Source organism: Streptomyces sp. NPDC048637 (assembly GCF_040650675.1).
Lineage (GTDB): Bacteria > Actinomycetota > Actinomycetes > Streptomycetales > Streptomycetaceae > Streptomyces.
Map to the genome: position 1 here is coordinate 23,341 of NZ_JBEZHQ010000009.1, position 24,740 is coordinate 48,080.

At 71.6% G+C, this 24,740-nt stretch carries 2 protein-coding genes; both read right to left on the reverse strand.

Going from position 1 to position 24,740, the window contains the following annotated elements; all coding sequences use genetic code 11:
- Positions 1–43: 43 nt before the first annotated feature.
- Entirely contained in the window at positions 44–14,908 is a 14,865-nt protein-coding gene (locus AB0C46_RS14505) for a type I polyketide synthase (protein WP_362828145.1), read from the reverse strand.
- A gap of 46 nt (positions 14,909–14,954) precedes the next feature.
- Positions 14,955–24,698, reverse strand: coding sequence for a type I polyketide synthase (locus tag AB0C46_RS14510; protein ID WP_362828146.1), 9,744 nt, complete (start codon positions 24,696–24,698; stop codon positions 14,955–14,957).
- Positions 24,699–24,740: the final 42 nt, after the last annotated feature.

Consider the following 24,740-nt stretch of genomic DNA (forward strand, 5'->3'; position numbering starts at 1 on the left):
CCTTCAGCGGGCAGCCGGAGCCGGTGTACGGGCGCTCAGCGGCTCACGATCCGCCGAGTTCCTTCTCGATGAAGTCGAACAGCTCGTCGTCCGACGCCTGGCCCAGCCGGCTCTCCAACGCGGCGTCCGCGTCCTCGGGGAGGCTGTCGAGCCGGTCCATGAGTCCCTGGAGCCGGCTACGCAGCGATGCCCTGGCGGCCGTGTCGTCCATGAGCCGCGCGGTCTGTGCCTCCCAGGCGTCGAGCGGGTCGGCTACGGAGCCGCCGTGGGGCGGCTGTTGCTCCACTGCGGCGGCCAGCCTGCCGAGCAGGTGATCGGCCAGTCCGCCCGGTTCGGGGTAGTCGAACAGCAGGGTCGCGGGCAGCCTGGTCCCGGTCACGGTGGTGAGACGGTTACGCAGCTCGACGGCGGTCAGCGAGTCGAAGCCCAGGTCCAGGAAGCCGCGTTCGGGGTCGATCGCCTCGGCCGAGGTATGCCCCAGGACCAGCGCGGCCTGGCCCAGGACGGCGTCGAGCACCGCCTGGCGCCGCTCCGTCTCCGGCAGCGCGGCGAGGCGGGTGCCGAGCTGTTCGGCTTCCGCGGCGGGCGCGGGGCCCGGCCGGCCGACGGGGGTCCGGGGCCGCGGCCGGGTCAGCGACCGCAGCAGTGGGGGCGTTTCGCCGGCCGCGCTCTGCAGTGCGGCCATATCGAGCCTGGCCGGGACGAGGAACGGCTCTTCGGTGGCGAGTGCGGCGTCGAGCAGCGCCAGCGCCTGCTCCGACGGCATGGGCAGCACCCCGCCCCGTGCCATCCGGTGGAGGTCGGTCTCGTCCAGCTTGGTGGTCATCCCGCTGCGTTCGGCCCACAGTCCCCAGGCGAGGGAGAGGGCGGGCCGGCCGGCTGCCCGGCGGGCATGGGCGAAGGTATCGAGGAACGCGTTCGCCGCCGCGTAGTTGCCCTGCCCGACCCCGCCGAAGGTCCCGGCGAGCGAGGAGAACAGGACGAACGCCGTGAGGTCGAGGTCGCGGGTCAGCTCGTCGAGGTGGAGTACGGCATCCGCCTTGGCCCGCAGCACGGTGTCCATGCGGTCCGCGGTCAGCGAACCGATCACCCCGTCGTCGAGGACGCCCGCGGTGTGGACCACCGCGGTGAGCGGATGTTCGGCGGATACCGATGCCAGCAGCCGGGCGGTGTCGTCCCGGTCGGCGAGATCGCAGGCGGCGATGTCGACGTCCGCGCCCAGTTCGCGCAGCTCCTTCTCCAGTTCGGGCATCCCTTCCGCGGTCCGCCCGCGACGGCTGGCGAGCAGCAGGCTGCGCACGCCATGAGCGGCCACCAGGTGACGGGCCACGAGCCGGCCGAGCATGCCGCCGGCCCCGGTGATCAGCACCGTTCCGCCGGCGCCGAGGCCCCGGAACGGCTCGGCCGCCCGGGCCCGTACCAGGCGTGGCACCCGGGCAGCGCCGTCGCGCAGGGCGATCTCGGGTTCACCGGTCGCCAGGGCGGCGGGCAGCGCGGCCGCGGACGGTGCCGTGCCGTCGTGGTCGAGCAGGGCGAAGCGTCCCGGGTTCTCGGCCTTGGCGGTGCGGATGAGTCCCCAGACGGCCGACTGCGCCAGTCCGGGCACCGCTGCACCGGCCCGGTCCGCCACCGCGTTGCGGGTGCACAGGACCAAGCGCGAGGCGCTGAACCGCTCGTCGCGCAGCCAGGTCTGGGCCAGGTCCAGTGCGTGGTGCACGGCCCGGCGGGTGGCCCCGGCCGGGTCGCCCCCGGTCTGCGGGCAACCGACGAGGACCGTGGCGGGCACCTCGGCCCCGGCGTCGACGGCCGCTGCCAGCGCGGCCAGCTCCTCATACCGGGCGCCGTGCCCCCCGGGTACGTGCGGTATCCCGTCCGTTCCGATGACCGCATACGGTTCGGCCGGAGGTCCGCTCAGCGCCAGGTCCGCCCAGTCCATCCGGTACAGGTCGGCCGGCTTCGGTCCGGCGGCGGCCAGCTGTGCGGAGTCGACCGGTCGCAGGACGAGCGCCGGTATCGCGGCGAGCGGGGTACCCGACGCATCCGCCAGGTGCACTTCGTAGGTGTCGTCGGCCTGCCGGACGAGACGGACCCGCAGGGTGTCCGGGGATGCGGCCGTTGCCGCGGTGACCTCCCGGAAACTGAAAGGCAGCACGGCCCGTTCGGTGTCGGGTGCGGCCAGTGCGACCGTGTGCAGGGCGGCGTCGAGCAACGCCGGATGCAGGACGAAGCCGGCGTCGCGGTACTGCTCGGGCAGGGTGACCTCGGCGAACACCTCGTCGCCCCGGCGCCAGGCGGCGTGCAGACCGCGGAAGGCCGGTCCGTAGGCGAAACCGCTCGCGGCGGTGTGCTCATACAGGCCGGACAGGTCGACCGGGTCGGCGCCAGGCGGGGGCCAGGCAGTCAGGTCGGCGGGTGTCCGCCGCTCGGGCGGGCCGTCGGCGAGGGTGCCCTCGGCGTGCCGGGTCCAGGGCTGCTCCTCGCCATCCGTGCGGGGCGCGGGGCGCGAGTGCACCGAGACCGGTCGCCGGCCCGACTCGTCCGCCTCGCCGACGGTGAGCTGGAGCTGCACCGTGCCGTCCTCCGGGACCACCAACGGGGCTTGCAGGGTGAGTTCCTCCAGGTGGCCGGCGCCGGTCCGTTCGCGGGCCTGGAGTGCCAGTTCCAGGAATGCCGTGCCGGGGAAGAGCAGTGTGCCGTCCAGGGCGTGGTCGGCCAGCCACGGCTGGCGGCCCGCCGAGAGCAGCCCGGTGAACAGGGCGCCGTCGAAACCGGCGAGCGGGACGGCCGCGCCCAGCAGCGGATGGCCTGCCGCCTCCAGCCCGGCGGCGGACACGTCCGTCAGGTCCGTACCGGCCTCCAGCCAGTACCGCTGCCGCTGGAACGGGTAGGTCGGCAGCGGCACCCGCCGGGCGCCCGAGGGCGCGAAGCAGCGGTCCCAGTCCGGGCCGTGGCCCTGCAGATGCAGCTGGGCGAGCGCGGTGGTGAGGGACGCCGGTTCGTCGGTGTCCCGGCGCAGGAGTGCGACGGCGGAGATCCCGTCCGTGGTCAGGCACTCGTCGGCCATGGCGGTCAGCACCCCCGACCCGAGGTCGAGGAGTGTCCGCGCGCCCAGCTCTTCCAGGGTCCGCATCCCGTCGTGGAACCGGACCGCCTGCCGTACATGGCGCACCCAGTAGTCGGGGCTGCACAGCTCCTCGGCCGTGGCCGGGCGGCCGGTGACGTTCGACACGACGGGGACGGCCGGCGGCTGGTAGGTCAACTCGGCTGCCACGGATGCGAATTCGTCGAGCATCGCGTCCATGTGGGCGGAGTGGAAGGCATGGCTGACCCGCAGCCGCTTGGTCCGGTGGCCCGCGGTGGCCAGCTGTCCGGTGACCTCGGTGACGGCATCGTCGTCGCCGCTGAGGACGACGGCGGACGGCCCGTTGACCGCCGCGATCACGACCCGCTCCCCGTAGGGCGCGAGCAGCGGCAGTACGTCCTCCTCAGCCGCCTGGACGGACACCATGGCGCCGCGGGCGGGCAGGGCCTGCATCAGCCGGCCGCGGGCGGCGACCAGACGGCAGGCGTCCGGCAGGGAGAAGACCCCGGCGACATGCGCGGCGGCCAGTTCACCGATCGAGTGGCCGAGCAGCAGGTCCGGGCGCAGCCCGTAGCTTTCGAGCAGCCGGAACAGGGCGACTTCGAGGGCGAAGAGACCGGCCTGGGTGTAGACGGTCCGGTCGAGGAGGTCCGCCTCTGGTGTGCCGGGACCGGCGAACAGCACCTCGCGCAGGGGCCGTTCGAGGTAGCCGTCCAGGTGTGCGCAGACCGCGTCCAGGGCGTCGGCGAAGGCATCGTGGGTCGCATAGAGGCTCCGCCCCGTCCCGGCGCGCTGGGAGCCCTGGCCCGGGAAGAGGAAGGCCAGCTTTCCGGGGCGGGCGCGGCCCACGGTGATGCTCGGGTGCTCCCGGCCTTCGGCGAACGTCCGCAGCGCAGCGGTCAGTTCACCGGTGTCCCGGCCGATTACGGCCGCCCGGTCCTCGAACGCGGCACGCGAGGTCGCCAGGGACAGCGCAACATCGGCGGGCGCGAGTTCGGGGTGGCGGGCGAGGTGTTCCGCCAGCCGCTGGGCCTGGGCCCGCAGGGCCGTGACGCCCCGCGCGGACAGCAGCCAGGGGACGACTGCCGCCGGGGCATCGGCGACCTCCGGGCGGTCCGGTGGTGCGGCGCCGGGCTCGATGGCCGCCGGCTCGGGTTCCTCCAGGATCACATGCGCGTTGGTGCCGCTGATGCCGAAGGCGGAGACGCCGGCCCGCCGCGGGCCGTCGCCCGGTGTCCACTCCTGCGGCTCGCTCAGCAGGCGTACGTTCCCCGCCGACCAGTCGATGTGCGGCGACGGCCGCGCGGCGTGGAGGGTGCGGGGCAGCACACCGTGCTGCATCGCCTGCACCATCTTGATGACTCCGGCGACCCCGGCCGCGGCCTGGGTGTGGCCGATGTTCGACTTGATCGAGCCGAGCCACAGCGGGCGTTCCGCGGGCCGTTCCTGGCCGTAGGTGGCGAGGAGGGCCTGGGCCTCGATCGGGTCACCGAGCTGGGTGCCGGTCCCGTGGGCCTCGACGGCGTCGATGTCCCGTGCGGCCAGGCCTGCGTTGGCCAACGCCTGCCGGATGACGCGCTGTTGGGACGGCCCGTTGGGGGCGGTCAGGCCGTTGGAGGCGCCGTCCTGGTTGACGGCTGTGCCCTTGACGACGGCCAGCACCGGGTGTCCGCGCCGCCGGGCCTCGGACAGCCGCTCCAACAGAACGACACCGACGCCCTCGGCCCATCCGGCGCCATCGGCATCCGCCGAGAACGCCTTGCAGCGGCCGTCGGGAGAGAGCGCCCGTTGCCTGCTGAATTCGATGAAGGTCTGCGGTGTGGAGATCACCGTCACACCGGCGGCCAGCGCGAGCGTGCATTCGCCGGACCGCAGGGCCTGGGCCGCCAGATGCAGTGCGACCAGCGACGACGAACACGCCGTGTCCACCGTGACGGCAGGGCCCTCCAGGCCGAAGGTGTACGCGATACGGCCGGAGGCGACGCTGCTCGCACTGCCCGTCGCCAGATATCCCTCCATGCCCTCCGGGGCGGTGTGCGCACGGGAGCCGTAGTCGTTGTAGTTCGAGCCGACGAAGACGCCGGCCTGCGTGCCACGGAGCGTCTCCGGGGCGATGCCCGCCCGTTCGATCGCTTCCCAGGAGGTCTCCAGGAGGAGCCGCTGCTGGGGGTCGATCGCGACCGCCTCACGCGGCGCGATCCCGAAGAACGCCGGGTCGAAGTGGTCCGCGTCGTAGAGGAATCCCCCGTCGCGGGCGTAGCAGGTGCCCGGCTTGTCGGGGTCCGGGTCGTAGATCCCGTCGATGTCCCAGCCGCGGTTGGTGGGGAAACCCGAGACGGCGTCGGTCCCCTCGTCAAGCAGCCGCCACAGCTCCTCGGGCGAGTCGGCCCGGCCCGGATAGCGGCAGCTCGTCCCGACGATGACGACCGGATCGTCGTCGACCGGTACAGCAGGTGCCGCCGGGTCCGTGCTCTCCGGCACCGCGCCGAAGAGCCCGTCGTGCAGGAACGCCGTGAGCGCGGCCGCCGTCGGATGGTCGAACACCAGCGTGACCGGCAGCCGCAGGCCGGTTGCCTCGGCAAGCCGGTTGCGCAGCTCGACGGCGGTCAGCGAGTCATAGCCCAGCTCGCGGAACGCCCGGTCGGCGGGGATCGCGTCGGGCTGGTCGTAGCCGAGGACCGCGGCGGCCTCGGCCCGTACGTCGTCCAGCAGCGCCGCACGCCGCTCCCCCGGGGCATGTTCCCGCAGCCGCAGGACGAACGGCGCGGCATCGCCGCGCACCGCGGCCTCCTCGGTCCCCTCGCCGGCCGACGCCCGCACCTCGGGCAGCTCACACACCGCGGTCACCCGCCGGGCGGTGGCCTTGCGCCAGTCGACATCAGCGACGACCAGGAACGTCTCGTCCTCGTCCAGGGCGGTCTGCAGGGCGGAGACGGCCAGGTCGGGGTCCATCGGCGGCACGCCGTCACGGCGGAGCCGCTGCGCCAGTTCCTCGCCCACCAGACCGCCGCCGCCCCAGGCTCCCCAAGCGATCGAGGTGGCGGGCAGTCCTTCCGCGCGGCGCTGCAGGGCGAGCGCGTCCAGGCAGGCGTTCGCCGCCGCATAGCTGCCCTGGCCGGGGCCGCCGAGCGTGCCCGCCATGGAGGAGAAGAGGACGAATGCCGACAGGTCCAGATGCAAGGTCGCCTCGTGAAGGGCGAACGCCGCACCTGCCTTGGGCTCCCACACGGTCGCGGCACGGTCCGGGGTGAGCTGGTCGATCACCCCGTCGTCGAGGACTCCCGCGGTGTGCACCACGGCCGTCAGCTGCTGCTCCGGCGGCAGGCTCCCGATGAGCGCCGTCACCGCCGTCCGGTCGCTGACGTCACACGCCCGCACGGTCGCCCGCGCGCCGAGCCCGGCAAGCTCCTCGACGAGCTCCGCGGCGCCCGGCGCCTCGGGGCCCCGGCGGCTGACGAGTACGAGGTGCTCCGCACCGTTGCGGGCGAGCCAGCGGGCAAGATGCCCGCCCAACGCGCCCGTACCACCGGTCACCAGGACGGTGCCGCGCGGCCGCCACCCCTCCCGGGCCGGCCGGTCACCCGGCAGCGAACGCAGCATCCGGCGCGTGAAGGCACCGGAAGCCCGCAAGGCCACCTGGTCCTCACCCGAATCCTGCGCCAGCAGGGCAATCAGCCGCCGTCCGGCCCGCTCGTCCAACTCGCCCGGCAGGTCGACGAGTCCGCCCCACCGCTGCGGATATTCGAACGCGGCGATCCGGCCCAGTCCCCACGCCATCGCCTGTGTCGGGTGCGCGACGGCGTCGGCACGGTTGACCGACACCGCACCACGGGTCGCACACCACAGCGGAGCGTCGATCCCGGCGTCACCGAGCGCCTGCAGCAGCGACGTCATCAGGACCAGCCCGGCCGGCAGGGTCTCCGTGACGGTCCACGGCTGCTCGTCCAGGGCGGCGAGGGACAGCACCCCGCCGATGCTCCCGCCCCCCGTCGCGGCCTCGTCCCGCAGCCGGCCCGCGAGCCGTTCCCGGTCGGCGTCCTCGGCTCCGACGATCAGGGTCCTGTTGTCCACGGCGCCCGACCCGAGCGCGCGGACGACGCCCTCGACCACCGGGGAGTCCTGGTGTCCGTCAGGCACGACGACCAGCCAGGTACCGTCCAGGCGGGTCCGTTCGGGCTCCGGCCGGGGCCGCCAGGCAATCCGGTAGCGCCAGCCGTCGACCGTGCTCCGCTGCTGGCGCTGCTGGTGCCACAGCGACAGCGCGGGCAGCACCTCGCGCAGCGCACCGTCGTCGGACAACCCGAGCGTTTCGGCGAGCGCATCCGCGTCCTCGCGCTCGATGGTCTCCCAGAATCCGGCATCGACGAGCCCCGAAGCGGCCGGTCCTGCTGCGGACTTGTGCGATTCCAGCCAGTAGCGGCGGTGCTGGAAGGCATAGGTGGGCAGGTCGACGAGCTGGGGCCGGTGCACCGCGAAAGCCGGGGACCAGTCCACTTCCACACCGTGCGTGTACAGCTCGCCGAGGGAGGTGTAGAGCCGGGTCAAGCCTCCGTCATCGCGGCGCAGTGTGCCCGTCACCACCGCCTCGGCGCCCGCGGCCTCGGCCGTCTCCTGCACCGGCATCGTCAGCACCGGATGCGGGCTCACCTCCACGAACACCCGGTGATCCGCAGCCAGCAGCGCACGCACCGCAGGCTCCAGCCGCACCGTCTGCCGCAGATTCGTGAACCAGTACCCGGCACCCATCTCCGCCGTGTCCAGCCACTCCCCCGTCACCGTCGAAAAGAACGGCACCTCGGATGTGCTGGGCACCACCGGCGCCAAAACCTCCAGCAACTCCTCCCGAATCGACTCCACATGAGCCGAATGCGAGGCGTAGTCCACGTCAATGCGGCGCGCACGCACCTCGCGCTCGCGGCACACCTCCATCAGCTCATCGAGCGCGTCCGCGTCACCGGAGACCACTACGGATGTGGGGCCATTGACCGCCGCAACCGAAATGCGACCGCCCCACGGCTCGATCACTTCCGCTACCTCGGATGAGGGCAGCGCCACCGACACCATCCCGCCGCGACCCGACAACGCACGGATGGCCTTACTGCGCAGCGCGACGACCCGCGCGCCGTCCTCCAGAGTCAACGCCCCGGCGACGCACGCCGCGGCAATCTCCCCCTGGCTGTGCCCCACCACCGCCGCAGGCTCCACACCATGAGCACGCCACACCTCAGCCAACGACACCATCACCGCCCACAACACCGGCTGCACCACATCCACCCGGTCCAGCCCCGGAGCCCCCTCGACCGCACGAAGCACCTCACACAACGACCAGTCAGTGAACGGCTCCAACACCGCCTCACACTCCGCCAACCGACCCGCAAACACCGGCGAAGAATCCAACAACTCCACCGCCATCCCCACCCACTGCGACCCCTGACCCGGGAAGACGAATACCGTCCGGCCCGGGTCGTTCACCGCAGATGCAGGGCTCAACTCCCCCACCTTCATGGTGAGTTCAGCGATCTCGGAGCCCACGACCACCGCCCGGTGCTCGAACGAGGACCGGGACGCCACCAATGACCAACCCACCTCAGCCGGCGACCAGCCACTGTCCGCCACCCGCGACGCCAACCGCTCCCCCTGCGCCACCAACGCCTCGGCAGAACGCCCGGACACCACCCACGGAACCACCACACCTGAAGCCGACGGCGGCACGACGGGCTCGTCGTCAGTCGACTCCGCCCGCCCGGCCTGCTCCGCCTGCTCCACGATCACATGCGCATTGGTCCCGCTCACACCGAAGGAGGAGACGCCGGCGCGGCGCGGACGGCCGTGTTCCACCGTCCACGGGCGAGCCTCGGTCAGCAGTTCCACCGCGCCCGACGCCCACTCCACATGCGGCGACGGCTCGTCGGCATGGAGCGTCGCCGGCAGCTCGCCGTGGCGCAGCGCCTGCACCATCTTGATGACACCGGCCATGCCGGATGCGGCCTGGCTGTGTCCGATGTTCGACTTGACCGAGCCGAGCCACAGCGGCCGGTCCACCTCCCGCTCCTGCCCGTACGTGGCGAGCAGCGCCTGCGCCTCGATCGGATCGCCCAGCGATGTCCCCGTACCGTGCGCCTCCACCACATCCACCTCGCCGGCCGACATACCGGCATTGGCGAGCGCGGCACGGATCACCCGCTGCTGGGACAGGCCGTTGGGCGCGGTGAGACCGTTGGAGGCACCGTCCTGGTTGACCGCCGTTCCGCGGACGACCGCCAGCACTCGGTGGCCGTTGCGGCGGGCGTCCGAGAGGCGTTCCACCAGCAGGACACCGACACCCTCTGCCATGCCCATACCGTCGGCAGACGCCGAGAACGGCTTGCACCGCCCGTCCCGCGCCAGCCCCCGCTGACGGCTGAAGCCCACGAGGCCGATCGGTTCACTCATCACGGCCGCGGCGCCGGCGATCGCCAGGGAACACTCCCCGGAGCGAAGCGCCTGTACGGCCAGGTGCAGCGAAACCAGCGAGGACGAACAGCCCGTGTCCAGCGTTACCGCGGGGCCTTCCAGCCCGAGCGTGTAGGAGATGCGGCCGGAGGCGATGCTGGTCACCGTTCCGGTGATGAGGTGCCCCTCCAGTCCTTCGGGGGCCTCGCCGTTGCCGTATCCCTGGTAGGCGGCCCCGAAGAAGACACCGGTCGGAGTGCCCCGCAGCGTTCCGGGGTCGATGCCACCGCGCTCGATCGCCTCCCAGGAGGTCTCCAGGAGGAGTCGTTGCTGCGGGTCCATGGCGAGGGCCTCGCGCGGCGAGATCCCGAAGAACTCGGGGTCGAAGTCACCGGCTGCGTCGAGGAATCCGCCCTCGCGGACGTAACAGGTGCCGGTGCGGTCCGGGTCCGGGTCGTACAGACCGTCGAGGTCCCAGCCCCGGTCGGCAGGGAACTCCGAGATCGCGTCCGTCCGGTCCCGCACCAGCTGCCACAGGTCCTCGGGCGACTGCACGCCTCCGGGGTAGCGGCAGGCCATGGACACGATCGCGATCGCGTCGTCCTCGGCAGGGGCGGCGGGGGCCGCGGTGCGCGGGCCGTCGGCCGGTGCGGGCAGGGTGTCGCCGGCACCGACCAGAGTGGTCTCCAGATGCCCGGCGAGCGCCCTCACGGTCGGATGGTCGAAGACCACGGTGGCGGGGAGCTTCAGGCCGGTGGCCGTGTTGAGCCGGTTGCGCAGCTCCACCGCGGTGAGGGAGTCGAAGCCCAGCTCGCGGAATGGCCGGCCGACCTCGACCTCCGAGGTGTCCGAGTGTCCGAGTACGGCCGCGACCTGCTTGCGTACGAGGTCGGAGAGCTGCCGCTCACGTTCGGCAGGAACCAGCCCGGCGAGCTGGGAGCGGAGCGCGTCGGAGGTGTTCTCTGCGGCGTCCGTGCCGGCCTCGTCGGCCTCCATTGCCCGCAGTACCTCGGGCACCTCGTGCAGCAGCGGGCGGCGGTGTGCGGCGGTGAAGACGGGGACGAAGCGTTCCCAGTCGATGTCGGCCACGGCGAGGAACGTCTCATCGTGGTCGAGCGCCTGCTGGAGCCCCAGTACGGCCAGCTGCGCCGGCATGAACGGAATGCCGCGCCAGCGCAGCTGTTCCTGAACCACTTCGACGGCCATTCCGCCGCCCTCCGGGCTCCAGATGCCCCAGGCGATCGAGGTGCCCGTCAGACCGCGGGCACGCCGGTGTGCCGCGAGCGCGTCGACGTAGGAGTTCGACGCGGCGTAGGCCCCGTGGTCGCCGCTGCCCCAGGTGCCGGCGACGGACGAGTACAGGACGAATGCGTCCAGTCCGTCACGGTCGAAGAGCGCGTCGAGGTTGCGGGCACCGAGCAGCTTGGCGCGGGCGCCCTCGGCGAACTCCTCCAGTGTGGTGTCGGCGAGCGGCACGAGCAGACCGACTCCGGCGGTGTGCACGACGGAGCGGATGGCAGGGCCGTCGGACTCGACCTGGGCGACCAGCTCGGCCAGCGCGTCGGCGTCGGTCACATCGCAGGCGGCGATGGTGACCCGAGCCCCCAACGCGGCCAGCTCGTCCCGCAGTTCGGCTGCGCCCGGTGCGTCCGGGCCGCGTCGGCTGGTCAGCACCAGATGCTCGGCTCCGTTACGGGCGAGCAGCCGGGCGGTGTGCGCACCGAGACCACCGGTACCGCCGGTGACCAGCGCGGTTCCGCTGGTGCGCCAGGGGGCGGCCGGCTCGCTGTCCAGCGGGGCGCGGGTCAGCCGGCGGGTGAGGAGTGCGGAGCCGCGGAGGGCCAGCTGGTCCTCGTCCCCGCCCGCGGCGAGGACCCCGGACAGCAGTGCCGCCCCGCGGTCGTCCAGTTCGGCGGGCAGGTCGACGAGGCCGCCCCACTGCTTGGGGTGCTCCAGGGCGAACACCCGGGCCAGGCCCCAGACGGCTGCCTGGAGCGGGTGCCGGACCTCGTCGTCGGCTACACCGGTGGCGGCGGACTCGGTCGTGAGCAGCCACAGCGGAGCCTCGACAGCGGCATCGAGGAGCGCCTGCATCAGGGCCACGGACTGGACGAGTCCCACGGTGACCTCGGGGTGCCCGGTCAGGGGCCGCTCGTCCAGTGCGAGGAAGGAGACAACGCCGCTGGGGGCGCCGACCGTGAGGGAGTCGCGCAGCTGATCGGCCACGCCCTTGCGGTCGGTGGTCGACTCCTCCAGGACGAGGAGTACGGTCTCGGCGCCGTGGTCCCCCATGCCCTGGAGAGTGGCGCGTACGAGGTCGTTGTCCAGGTAGTCGGCGGGCACGACAACGAGCCAAGGGCCCGCCAACTTGCCTTGTTCCGGTGCGGGTTGGGGCCGCCAAGCGATCCGGTAGCGCCAGCTGTCGACCGTGCTCCGCTGCTGCCGGCCCTGCCGCCACGACGACAGCACCGGCAACACCTCACCCAAAGCCCCCGAATCCGTCAGACCCAGCGTCGCCGCCAGACCCTCCAGATCCGCACGCTCCACCGAGTCCCAGAACCGCGCATCCACCGGATCCACCACACCGGCCGCTGACGGCTGGCCCGACTCCAGCCAGTAGCGGCGACGCTGGAAGGCATACGTGGGCAGCTCGACGACCTTACCCCGACGAGGGGCGGCGAAGGCGGGGGACCAGTCGACGTCCACGCCGTTCACATACAGCTCGCCGAGGGAGGTGTAGAGCCGGGTCAAGCCTCCGTCGTCGCGGCGCAGTGTGCCCGTCACCACCGCCTCGGCGCCCGCGGCCTCGGCCGTCTCCTGCACCGGCATCGTCAGCACCGGATGCGGGCTCACCTCCACGAACACCCGGTGATCCGCAGCCAGCAGCGCACGCACCGCAGGCTCCAGCCGCACCGTCTGCCGCAGATTCGTGAACCAGTACCCGGCATCCATCTCCGCCGTGTCCAGCCACTCCCCCGTCACCGTCGAAAAGAACGGCACCTCGGATGTGCTGGGCACCACCGGCGCCAAAACCTCCAGCAACTCCTCCCGAATCGCCTCCACATGAGCCGAATGCGAGGCGTAGTCCACGTCAATGCGGCGCGCACGCACCTCGCGCTCGCGGCACACCTCCATCAGCTCATCGAGCGCGTCCGCGTCACCGGAGACCACTACGGATGTGGGGCCATTGACCGCCGCAACCGAAATGCGACCGCCCCACGGCTCGACAAGGTCCGGGACCTCGGACGACGGCAGGGCCACCGACACCATCCCACCGCGACCCGACAACGCACGGATGGCCTTACTGCGCAGCGCGACGACCCGCGCCCCGTCCTCCAAACTCAACGCCCCGGCGACGCACGCTGCAGCAATCTCCCCCTGGCTGTGACCGACGACCGCCGCAGGCTCCACACCATGAGCACGCCACACCTCAGCCAACGACACCATCACCGCCCACAACACCGGCTGCACCACATCCACCCGGTCCAGCCCCGGAGCCCCCTCGACCGCACGAAGCACCTCACACAGCGACCAGTCAGTGAACGGCTCCAACACCGCCTCACACTCCGCCAACCGACCCGCAAACACCGGCGAAGAATCCAACAACTCCACCGCCATCCCCACCCACTGCGACCCCTGACCCGGGAAGACGAACACCACATCGGCGTCGCCCTCCAGGGCTCCCGCATCGCCGACCACCGCACCGGCGGGTGTCTCGCCCGCCGTCACGGCACGCAGTCCGGCGACCAGTGCGTCCTGGTCGGATCCCACCACCACGGCCCGGTGCTCCAGGGCCGCACGCGAGGCCACCAGCGCATGCCCCGTGTCCGCCGGCGCGTGTCCGGCGGTCTCCGCCCACGACGCCAGTCGGTCTGCCTGAGCGCGCAAGGCCGTCGCGGAACGCCCGGAGACCACCCAGGGCAGCGCGGCGGGCGCCGCGTCCGCTGCGGGAGTTTCCTCTGCGGGCTGTTCGTCGGCGGGCTGTTCGTCGGCGGGTTCGTCCACCGGTGCCTGTTCGAGCAGGACATGGGCGTTGGTGCCGCTGCCGCCGAAGGACGAGACACCGGCCCGCCTCGGTGCTTCGGTCTCGGGCCATGCCATCTCGTCGGTGAGCAGCCGGACGTTCCCCGTCGACCAGTCGACATGCGGCGAGGGCGCGTCGACATGGAGCGTCGCGGGCAGGACGCCATGGCGTATCGCCTGCACCATCTTCATCACTCCGGCGATGCCGGAGGCGGCCTGTGCATGCCCGATGTTCGACTTGAACGAGCCGAGCCACAGCGGCCGGTCCGCTTCCCGCTCCTGCCCGTACGTGGCCAAAAGCGCCTGTGCCTCGATCGGATCGCCCAGGGACGTCCCCGTGCCGTGCGCCTCCACCGCGTCCACCGCACCGGCCGACAGACCGGCATTGGCCAGCGCGGCACGGATCACCCGCTGCTGCGAGGGACCGTTGGGTGCGGTCAGACCGTTCGAGGCACCGTCCTGGTTGGTGGCGCTGCCGCGTATCACCGCCAGTACCGGGTGGCCGTTGCGGCGGGCCCCCGACAGGCGTTCCAGGAGCAGCACACCGACGCCTTCGCCCCACCCGGTGCCGTCGGCGGCCGCGGCGAACGGCTTGCAGCGGCCGTCCCGAGCGAGTCCCCGCTGACGGCTGAACTCCACGAAGTTCCGTGCCGAGGACATCACGGTCGCTCCGCAGGCGAGCGCCATCTCGCACTCGCCGTGCCGCAGCGCCTGGACGGCGAGATGCAGGGCGACCAGCGAGGACGAGCACATGGTGTCGACGGTGACGGCCGGTCCCTCCAGCCCGAAGCTGTAGGCGAGCCGTCCGGAGAGCACGGCTGCCGAGCCTCCGGTCAGCAGATGGCCCTCGACGCCCTCGGGGGCCGTGCTCCCGTCGGCGGCAGCGGCATAGCCCTGATTGCTGGATCCGACGAAGACGCCGGCTCCGCTGCCGCGTACCGACGTCGGGTCGATGCCCGCGCGCTCGAAGACCTCCCAGGAGGTCTCCATGAGGAGACGCTGCTGCGGGTCCATCGCCAGGGCCTCGCGCGGGGAGATCTCGAAGAAGCCGGCGTCGAACTCCGGGGCGTCGTAGAGGAAGCCGCCTTCCCGCACATAGCTGCGGCCCGCCCGGTCGGGGTCCGGGTCGTACAGCTTGTCCACGTCCCAGCCGCGGTCGGTCGGCATGGGCCCGATGGCGTCAGTGCCTTCGGCCACCAGCCGCCACAGCTCTTCAGGAGAGCCCACCCCGCCCGGAAGACGGCAGGCCATAGCGGTGATCGCGATGGGGTCTTGCTCTCGTGACTCCACCTCCTGCAGCCTGCGGCGGGTCTGCCGCAGGTCCGTGGTGACCCGCTTGAGGTAGTCGCGGAGCTTGTCCTCGTTGTCCATGTAGCGTCAGCCCTTCAAGAAACCGGCGGTCGGTGTACGTACCGGGTCAGCCGATCCCGAGTTCCCTGTCGATCAGGTCGAACATGTCCTCGTCGCTCACTTCCGAGAGTTCGTCGTCGACGGTCTCCGCTGGTGGCGGCGTCTGGCTTTCCCAGTGGGTGAGCAGGCTGCGCAGCCCTTCGGTGAGCGCTCGCCGTGTGTCGTGGTCGGTGGCCTTTTGCAGTGCGCTCGCCACCTCTTGCAGCTCGGGGAGCAGGGAGGTTCCGTCTCCTGACTCCGGTTCCGGTGGCAGGAGTTCGTCCCGCAGGTATGCGGCGAGCGCGGTGGGTGTGGGGTGGTCGAAGACCAGCGTGGCGGGGAGGGTCAGCGCGGTGGCCGCCTTGAGCCGGTTACGCAGCTCCACCCCGGTCAGCGAGTCGAAGCCCAGCTCACGGAAGGCCCGTGTGGGCCTGACCGAGTCGGCCGAGGAGTGGCCCAGCACGGCGGAGGCCTGGGTGCGGACAAGGTCCAGCAGCAGGCGGTTGCGCTTGCTCTCCGAAAGCGCGGCGAGCTTGCCCAGCAGGTCCGAACCCTGGTCGCCTGCCTCGTCCGCCTTCTCCTCCTGGCCGGCGAGCAGGTGCCTTACCTCCGGCAGCTCGTCCAGGAGCGGCCGGGACCCGCTCACCGTGTAAGCGGGCAGGAAGCGGTCCCACCGGATGTCGGCGACCACGAGGGTGGTCTCCCCATGCTCGACGGCTTCCCTCAGTGCGTGTACGGCCAGGCCGGGATCCATGCCGGGGACACCTCGGCGAGTCAGCTGCTCGGCCACGGCGTCGTCCACCATGCCGCCTCCCGCCCAGGCACCCCAGGCAAGGGAGGTGGCGGGGCGGCCCTGGGCCCGGCGCCATTCGGCGAGGGCGTCGACAGCGGCATTGGCTGCCGCATAGGGCCCCTGGCCGCCGTTACCCCACACTCCGGCCCCGGAGGAGAACAGGACAAAGGCGTCCAGCGGATGGTCGGCCAGCAACTCGTCGAAGTGACACGCACCGGAGACCTTGGTGTGTACTGCGGCCATGGCGTCGTCGAAGGAGACCTCGGTGAGGGGGCGGGCTTCGCCCACGACGCCCGCGGTGTGCACGACGGCGGTCAGCGGCGGCTCGTCGGCGAGCGAGTCCAACAGCTTGGCCACTGCGGCCCGGTCGGTCACATCGCAGGGAGCCACCGTGACGCGCGTCCCGAGTGCGGTCAGCTCGGCGGACAGCTCGGACGCGCCGGGGGCATCGGGGCCACGCCTGCCGACGAGTACAAGGTGCTCCGCGCCGTCGGCAGCGAGCGCCCTCGCCACATGGGTGCCAAGCGCGCCGGTGCCGCCGGTAATGAGGACCGTCCCGCGGGGCTGCCACTGCTCGGCCCCGACTGCCGGGACCAGGGGCCCGCGGACCATGCGCCGGACATGGACACCGGAGGCGCGGACGGCGTATTCGTCCGGGCTGCCGCCGCCACCGCTGAGCAGCGACACATAGCGGCGCAACGCGTGCTCGTCCAGGGTCCCCGGCAGGTCGATCAGGCCACCCCAGCGATCATGATGGTCGAGTCCGAAGACGCGCGCCAGACCCCAGATCGCCGCCTGCCCGGGATGGCGGATCGGGTCGGAGACCGGCTGAGCTTCCGGCCCCTGTGTGGAGGCATCGGTGGAGACGGCGCCCTGGGTGATCCCCCACAGACGGGCAGGCACCTCCGCGTCAGCCAGTGCCTGAGTGAGGGACAGGGTGCTGAAGAGGCTGCTGGGCACCCCCCGGTGGCCGTCGACATCCCGGTCGTCCAGCGCGAGCAGCGACACCACATGCAGCGGCGCATCGGCTGCGCTGCACTGCGCCGCCAACTGCTCCGCCAGTTCCGCACGGTCGGCGGTTGCCGATACGGGCAGGATGCGGGCCCGGTCGCCGAGACCTCGGGATGTCGCCTGTACGAGGTCGTCGTCCAGGTATCCGGCGGGAACGACGATGAGCCAGGTGCCGTCCAACTGGGCTTGCACAGGCTCGGGTTGAGGGCGCCATACGATCCGGTAGCGCCAGCCGTCGACCGTGCTCCGCTGCTGCCGTCCCTGCCGCCACGACGACAACGCCGGCAGCACCTCACGCAACGCCCCCGGGTCCGCGGTCAGCCCCAGCGTCCCCGCCAGACCCTCCAGATCCGCACGCTCGACCGCGTCCCAGAATCGCGCATCCACCGGATCCACGACACCGGCCACCGACGACTGCCCGGACTCCAGCCAGTAGCGCCGGTGCTGGAAGGCATAGGTGGGCAGATCCACGAGCTGGGGCCGGTGCACCGCGAAAGCCGGGGACCAGTCCACTTCCACACCGTGCGTGTACAGCTCGCCGAGGGACGTGTAGAGCCGGGACAGGCCACCGTCGTCGCGGCGCAGCGTGCCCGTCACCACCGCCTCGACACCGGCATCCTCGACCGTCTCCTGAAGCGGCACCGTCAGGACGGGGTGCGGGCTGACCTCCGCAAACACCCGATGACCGGCAGCGGCGAGGGCCTGGACAGCAGGAGCGAACTCCACAGTCCCCCGCAGATTCGCGTACCAGTAGTCGGCATCCATCTGCGCCGTGTCCAGCCACTCCCCCGTCACCGTCGACAACAACGGCACCCCAGCCGAACGCGGCACCACCGGCGCCAAAACCTCCAGCAACTCCTCGCGAATCGCCTCCACATGAGCCGAATGCGAGGCGTAATCCACCTCAACCCGCCGCGCCCGGACACCACCCCCACGGCACTCAGCAATCAACTCATCGAGCGCGTCGGCATCACCAGAGACCACCACGGACGTAGGACCGTTAACCGCCGCAACCGAGACCCGACCGCCCCACGGCCCGATCAACTCCTCCACCTCGGACGACGCCAACGCCACCGACACCATCCCACCGCGACCCGACAGCGCACGGATGGCCTTGCTGCGCAGCGCGACGACCCGGGCACCGTCCTCCAAACTCAACGCCCCGGCGACGCACGCTGCGGCAATCTCTCCCTGACTGTGACCGACGACCGCCGCAGGCTCCACACCATGGGCACGCCACACCTCAGCCAACGACACCATCACCGCCCACAACACCGGCTGCACCACATCCACCCGGTCCAGCCCCGGAGCCCCCTCGGCCGCACGAAGCACCTCACACAGCGACCAGTCAGTGAACGGCGCCAACACCGCCTCACACTCCGCCAACCGACCCGCAAACACCGGCGAAGAATCCAACAACTCCACCGCCATCCCCACCCACTGCGACCCCTGACCAGGAAAGACGAACACCGTCCCACCCGGATCAGCCACGGCAGCTGAATGGCTCAACTCCCCCAGTTTGTCTGCCAGTTCCTTGGTCTCCGAGCCCACAACGACCGCCCGGTGCTCGAACGACGATCGCGACGCCACCAACGACCAACCCACCTCAACCGGCGAAAGGTCGCCTTCTGTCACCCGCGACGCCAACCGCTCCGCCTGCGCCGCCAACGCCTCAGCAGAACGCCCGGACACCACCCACGGCACCACCACACTCGCGCCCGCATCCGCACCCGCACCCGCACCCGCAGACGGGACCGAAGACGGGAGCGAGGCCGGGACCGAGGCCGGCACCAGGGCGTCCGCCGTCTCATACGACGACGCCGGGTCGGCCGCCTCCGTCTGCGCCGGCTCCTCCCCCTGCTCGACGATCACATGCGCATTGGTCCCGCTGATGCCGAAGGAAGAGATGCCCGCCCGGCGTGGACGGTCCTGCTCCACCGCCCACGGCTGAGCCTCGGTCAACAGCTCCACCGCGCCCGCGGACCACTCCACATGCGGTGACGGCTCATCCACGTGCAAGGTCGCCGGCAACTCGCCGTTCCGCATGGCAAGCACCATCTTCATCACACCGGCCACACCGGAAACGGTCTGGGTGTGCCCGATGTTCGACTTGACCGAGCCGAGCCACAGCGGCCGGTCCGCCGCCCGCTCCTGCCCGTACGTGGCGAGCAGCGCCTGCGCCTCGATCGGATCGCCGAGCGTCGTGCCCGTGCCGTGCGCCTCCACCGCGTCCACCGCACCGGCCGGCAGACCGGCATCGGCCAGCGCCGCCCGGATCACCCGCTGCTGCGAGGGGCCGTTGGGGGCGGTGAGGCCGTTCGACGCACCATCTTGGTTGACCGCCGTACCACGGACGACCGCCAGCACCGGATGGCCCTTGCGGCGGGCGTCCGACAGGCGTTCCACCAGCAGCACACCGACACCCTCGGAGAGGGCGAAGCCGTCGGCCGCCGCGGAGAACGGCTTGCAGCGCCCGTCCCGTGCCAGGCCCCGCTGACGGCTGAAGCCGACGAACGGCCCCGGATCCGCCATGATCATTGCGGCGCCCGCGACGGCGAGCGAGCACTCCCCCGAGCGGAGTGCTCGCACCGCCATGTGCAAGGCGACCAGCGACGACGAGCATGCGGTATCCACCGTCACGGCCGGGCCTTCCAGCCCCAGCGTGTAGGCGACCCGGCCGGAGGCGACGCTGGTGGCCGATCCGGTCGCGAGGTATCCCTCGATCTGCTCGGGGTCTGCCGCACGCAGACGATTGCCGTATTCCTGGTCGGTGACGCCCATGTAGACACCGGTTGCGCTGCCGCGCAGGGACTTGGGGTCAACGCCCGCGCGCTCGAAGGCCTCCCAGGAGGTCTCCAGCAGAAGCCGCTGCTGCGGGTCCATGGCCAGGGCCTCGCGCGGCGAGATCCCGAAGAACCCGGCGTCGAAGTCACCGGCGTCGTGCAGGAATCCGGATTCCCGGACGTAGCTGCTGCCCGGCCGGTCGGCGTCCGGGTCATATATGCCGTCCAGGTCCCAGCCCCGGTCGGTGGGGAAGGGAGACACCGCGTCGACGCCGTCCCGGATCAACCGCCACAGGTCCTCGGGCGACTGCACGCCGCCCGGGTAGCGGCAGGCCATGGCCACGATCGCAATCGGTTCATCGCCCGTGAGGACGGGAGCGGGCGCCACGGCCGGCGTCGCGGCGGGTTCCTGCTCGTCGGCCAGCTGGACGTCTACGTACGCGGCGAGCGCGGCCGGACTCGGATGGTCGAACACCACGGTCCTGGGCAACTGCAGGCCGGTGGCCCGGCTCAGACGGTTGCGCAGCTCGACAGCGGTCAACGAGTCGAAACCCAGCTCCTTGAAGGGGCGTTCGGTGTCCAGCGGCGCCGCCCTGTCGTGACCGAGAACGGAGGCGACCTGTTCGCGGACGAGATCCAACAGTGCTGCTGTGCGTTGCCGGACGTCGAGTCCCGCGAGCCGTTCGGCGAGTTCCGATCGGGTGGGCGCTCGCTCCTTACCGCCGCCGCCACCGCGGTCGCCCTCACCATCGCCCTCGCCGAAGCCATCGCCATCATGGTCGCCGTCCGCCGCGAAGTGCGGGATCTCCGTCAGCAGCCGGCTGGGCCGTACCGAGGCGAAGACGCTGCCGAAGCGCTGCCAGTCCACCTCGGCGACCGCGATCGATGTCTCATCGTGGTCGAGCGCCTGCTGGAGTGCGGTAATCGCGGTGTCCGGATCGATGACGGGCACGCCGCGGCGCCGCAGCACATCGTGGACCGAGTCGGCGATCATGCCGCCGCCGGCCCAGGGGCCCCAGGCGACCGACAGCACCGGCAGACCGTCGGCGCGGCCACGTTCGGCGCGGGCGTCGAGGAGGGCGTTGGCTGCGGCGTAGGCACCGTGGTCGGCCACTCCCCAGGTGCCGGAAATGGAGGAGAAGTAGACGACGGCGTCGAGTGGTGCGGGATCGAGGACGCACGACAAGTGGTCGGCTCCGGCGACCTTGCCCGCGAGCGCCGCCGCGAGATCTGCCGGACCGGCCTCCGCCAGCGAGCCGAGGGCGCTGACCCCAGCGGCGTGCACCACGGCCCGGATGGGCTCCCCGTCCCGCTCGATCTGCCGCACGAGGTCCGCCACCGCCTGCCGGTCGCCGACGTCGCAGGCAGCCACCGTGACGTGGACGCCCTGGTCGCTGAGTTCGCTGAGTTCGGAGCGCAGTGCGTCCACACCAGGAACATCGGCGCCACGGCGGCCGGTGAGGACGAGATGTTCCGCACCATTGGCGGCGAGCCAGCGGGCGATGTGCGCGCCCAGTGCGCCTGTGCCGCCGGTGACGAGGACGGTACCGCGGGGCCGCCAAGCACGTCGGCCGGGTGTACCGGCGACCGGTGCAGGGACCAGCCGCCGCCCGAAGAGGGCGGTGCCTCGGACAGCCAGCTGATCCTCGTCGTCACCGGCGGCCAGGATCCGCGCAAGCAGTGCCGCTGACTGGTCATCGGCCTGGCAGGGCATGTCGACCAGGCCGCCCCAGCGCTCCGGGTGCTCCAACGCCGCGACCCTGCCGAGCCCCCATATCCCGGCCTGGTCGGGATGCACGGGGGCATCCTCCGCGCCGGTGGCGCCACGGGTGGTGATTCCGGTGGCGACCGCGCCTCGGGTCACGCACCACAGCGGGGCGTCGACCCCGGCATCTCCGAGTGCCTGGAGCAGCGTGAGGGAGAGCGAAAGACCGCTGGGAACGCAGGGGTGTGCACGGTCCGGCCGTGCGTCCAGAGCCAGCAGCGACAGCACACCGGCGAACGGAGCAGCCCCGTTGTTCAGCTGTTCCGCGAGACCGGCGCCGTCATCGATCACCAACGAGTAGGTGCGCGCGCCCGCTTCCGCCAACGCGACGCGGACGCTGTGCACCAGCGTGTCCTCCTCGTACCCGGCCGGAACGACCACGAGCCAGGTGCCGTCGAGTGGGCGGGCGGCCGGTTCCGTGAGGGGCCGCCACACAATGCGATAGCGCCAGCCATCTGCCGTACCGCGCTGCCGCCGATTCCGGTGCCACGAGGACAGCGCAGGAAGTACGTCGTGCAGGGGCTCGGCACCGGGCAGCCCGAGCGTGCCCGCCAGCGCTTCCGCGTCCTGGTCCCCGACAGCTGTCCAGAACGCCTCTTCTTCGGGGGTTGCCGCCACAGCCGGCGCGTCCGGCTCCAGCCAGAAGCGCCGGCGCTGGAACGCATAGGTCGGCAGCTCCACCCGGCGCGGGCGGCGGTCGGCGAATACGGTGGACCAGTCGACGTCCACGCCGTGCGTGTACAGCTCCCCGAGGGACGTGTAGAGCCGGGAAAGCCCTCCGTCATTGCGGCGCAGCGTGCCCGTCACCACCGCCTCGACACCGGCATCCTCGACCGTCTCCTGAAGCGGCACCGTCAGGACGGGGTGCGGGCTGACCTCCACAAACACCCGATGACCGGCAGCGGCGAGGGCCTGGACAGCAAGAGCGAACTCCACAGTCCCCCGCAGATTCGCGTACCAGTAGTCGGCATCCATCTGCGCCGTGTCCAGCCATTCCCCCGTCACCGTCGAAAAGAACGGCACCTCGGCCGGACGCGGCACCACCGGCGCCAAAACCTCCAGCAACTCCTCCCGAATCGACTCCACATGAGCCGAATGCGAGGCGTAATCCACCTCAACCCGCCGCGCCCGGACACCACCCCCACGGCACTCAGCAATCAACTCATCGAGCGCGTCGGCATCACCAGAGACCACCACGGACGTAGGACCGTTAACCGCCGCAACCGAGACCCGACCGCCCCACGGCCCGATCAACTCCTCCACCTCGGACGACGCCAACGCCACGGACACCATCCCGCCGCGACCCGACAGCGCACGGATGGCCTTGCTGCGCAGCGCGACGACCCGGGCACCGTCCTCCAAACTCAACGCCCCGGCGACGCACGCCGCAGCAATCTCCCCCTGGCTGTGCCCCACCACCGCCGCAGGCTCCACACCATGAGCACGCCACACCTCAGCCAACGACACCATCACCGCCCACAACACCGGCTGCACCACATCCACCCGGTCCAGCCCCGGAGCCCCCTCAGCCGCACGAAGCACCTCACACAGCGACCAGTCAGTGAACGGCTCCAACACCGCCTCACACTCCGCCAACCGACCCGCAAACACCGGCGAAGAATCCAACAACTCCACCGCCATCCCCACCCACTGCGACCCCTGACCCGGGAACACAAACACCGCCCCGCCCGAGCAGCCGGACCCGCCGCCGAGCGTCACTGCGGCATCGGGGCGCCCTTCCGCCACCGACTGGACCCCGGCGGCCAGTCCGTCGGTCGCCGACCCCACCACGACGGCCCGGTGCTCGAACGACGACCGCGACGCCACCAGCGACCAACCCACATCAATCGCTGAAAGACTGGCTCCTGCCACCCGCGACGCCAACCGCTCCGCCTGCGCCATCAACGCCTCAGCAGAACGCCCGGACACCACCCACGGCACCACCACACCCGTGCCTGGATCTGCACCCACACCTGCACCCACACCCGCGCCCACACCCGCACCCGCACCCGCACCCGCACCCGCACCCGAGGTGTCCGTCATCCCAGGCAACGATGCCGGGGCGGCCTCCTCTGCCTCCTCGGCCTCCTCTGCCTCCTCCGGCTCCGCAGCCCGCGCCACCATCAGATGTGCATTCGTCCCGCCCATGCCGAACGACGAGACTCCTGCCACGAGTTGTCGCCCTTCCTGCGCCGTCCACGCGGCCGCCTCCGTCTGCACCCGAAGGTTCAGGCTGTCGAGGGGGATGTCGGGATGGGGTGTCGTGAAGTTCAGGCTCGGCACGAGGTGGCCGTGCCGCACGCACAGCGCCACCTTCAGCAGTCCTGCGATGCCGGCGGCGCCTTCCAGGTGGCCCAGGTTCGTCTTGACCGAACCCACCCGCAGCGGAGTGCTGCGCCGTGGGGCGGTGCCGAGAACGGCGCCGAGCGATGCCGCCTCGATGGGGTCACCGACCTTGGTGCCGGTGCCGTGCAGCTCCACGTAATCGACGTCACCGGGGTCGACGCCGGCCCGTTCGCAGGCCAGGCGCAGCACCTCTTCCTGCGCGGAGGCGTCCGGGATCGTGAGGCCGGGGCCACCGCCGTCGTTGTTGACCGCCCCGCCGCGGATCACGCAGTGGACGTGGTCGCCGTCCGCCACTGCCCTGGCGAGTGGTTTGAGGACGACGAGGCCGCCTCCCTCGCCACGTACGAACCCATTGGCGCGGGCATCGAAGGTGTAGCAGAGACCGCTCGGGCTGAGCGCGCCGAGGCGAGCCATCGCGATGGTGCTTCCGGGGGCGAGGTTGAGGTGTACCCCGCCCGCGAGGGCGACCTCGCAGTCTCCGCGACGCAGGCTGTCGCACGCGGCCTGGACCGCCACGAGCGACGAGGACTGAGCGGTGTCCAGGGCCATGCTGGGGCCGCGCAGGCCGAGGTGGTACGAGAGGCGGTTGGCGATGAGTCCGCGGTTGAGGCCGGTCGGAGTGTGGTGGTCAAGAGCCTCGGTGCCCTGCTGGTGCACGAGGACGGCGTAGTCCTCAACGGTGGCTCCGATGTACACCCCGGCCCGGTGGCCGTGGAGCCGCTCCGGACGGAGGCGGGCGTTCTCCAGGGCTTCCCAGCCGAGTTCGAGGGCCAGCCGCTGCTGGGGGTCCATCGACTGTGCCTCACGGGGCGAGAGTCCGAAGAATCCGGCGTCGAATGCGGCGACTTCGTCAAGGAATCCGCCCCGTGCGGGCTCGACCCCTGACTGCGCGAGGAACTCCGCGTTCCATCGGTCGGCCGGCGCTTCGGTGACGGCACTCCTGCCTTCGCGGAGCAGTTCCCAGAGGGCGTCCGGATCGGCTGCCCCGGGCAGGCGGCAGGAAAGGCCGATGACGGCGATCGGCTCGCCGTGCGTCGTGGACATCGTGGAGCCCGCGGTTTCCGACCCGTTCATCAATCGCACTCCCAACCCGAACCAGCACAGTCATGGCTTGAA

What these genes read in the sequence shown, in the direction of transcription:
- AB0C46_RS14505 (WP_362828145.1), bottom strand. Translation starts at nt 14,908, where the DNA reads ATGGACAACGAGGACAAGCTCCGCGACTACCTCAAGCGGGTCACCACG.
- AB0C46_RS14510 (WP_362828146.1), bottom strand. Translation starts at nt 24,698, where the DNA reads ATGAACGGGTCGGAAACCGCGGGCTCCACGATGTCCACGACGCACGGC.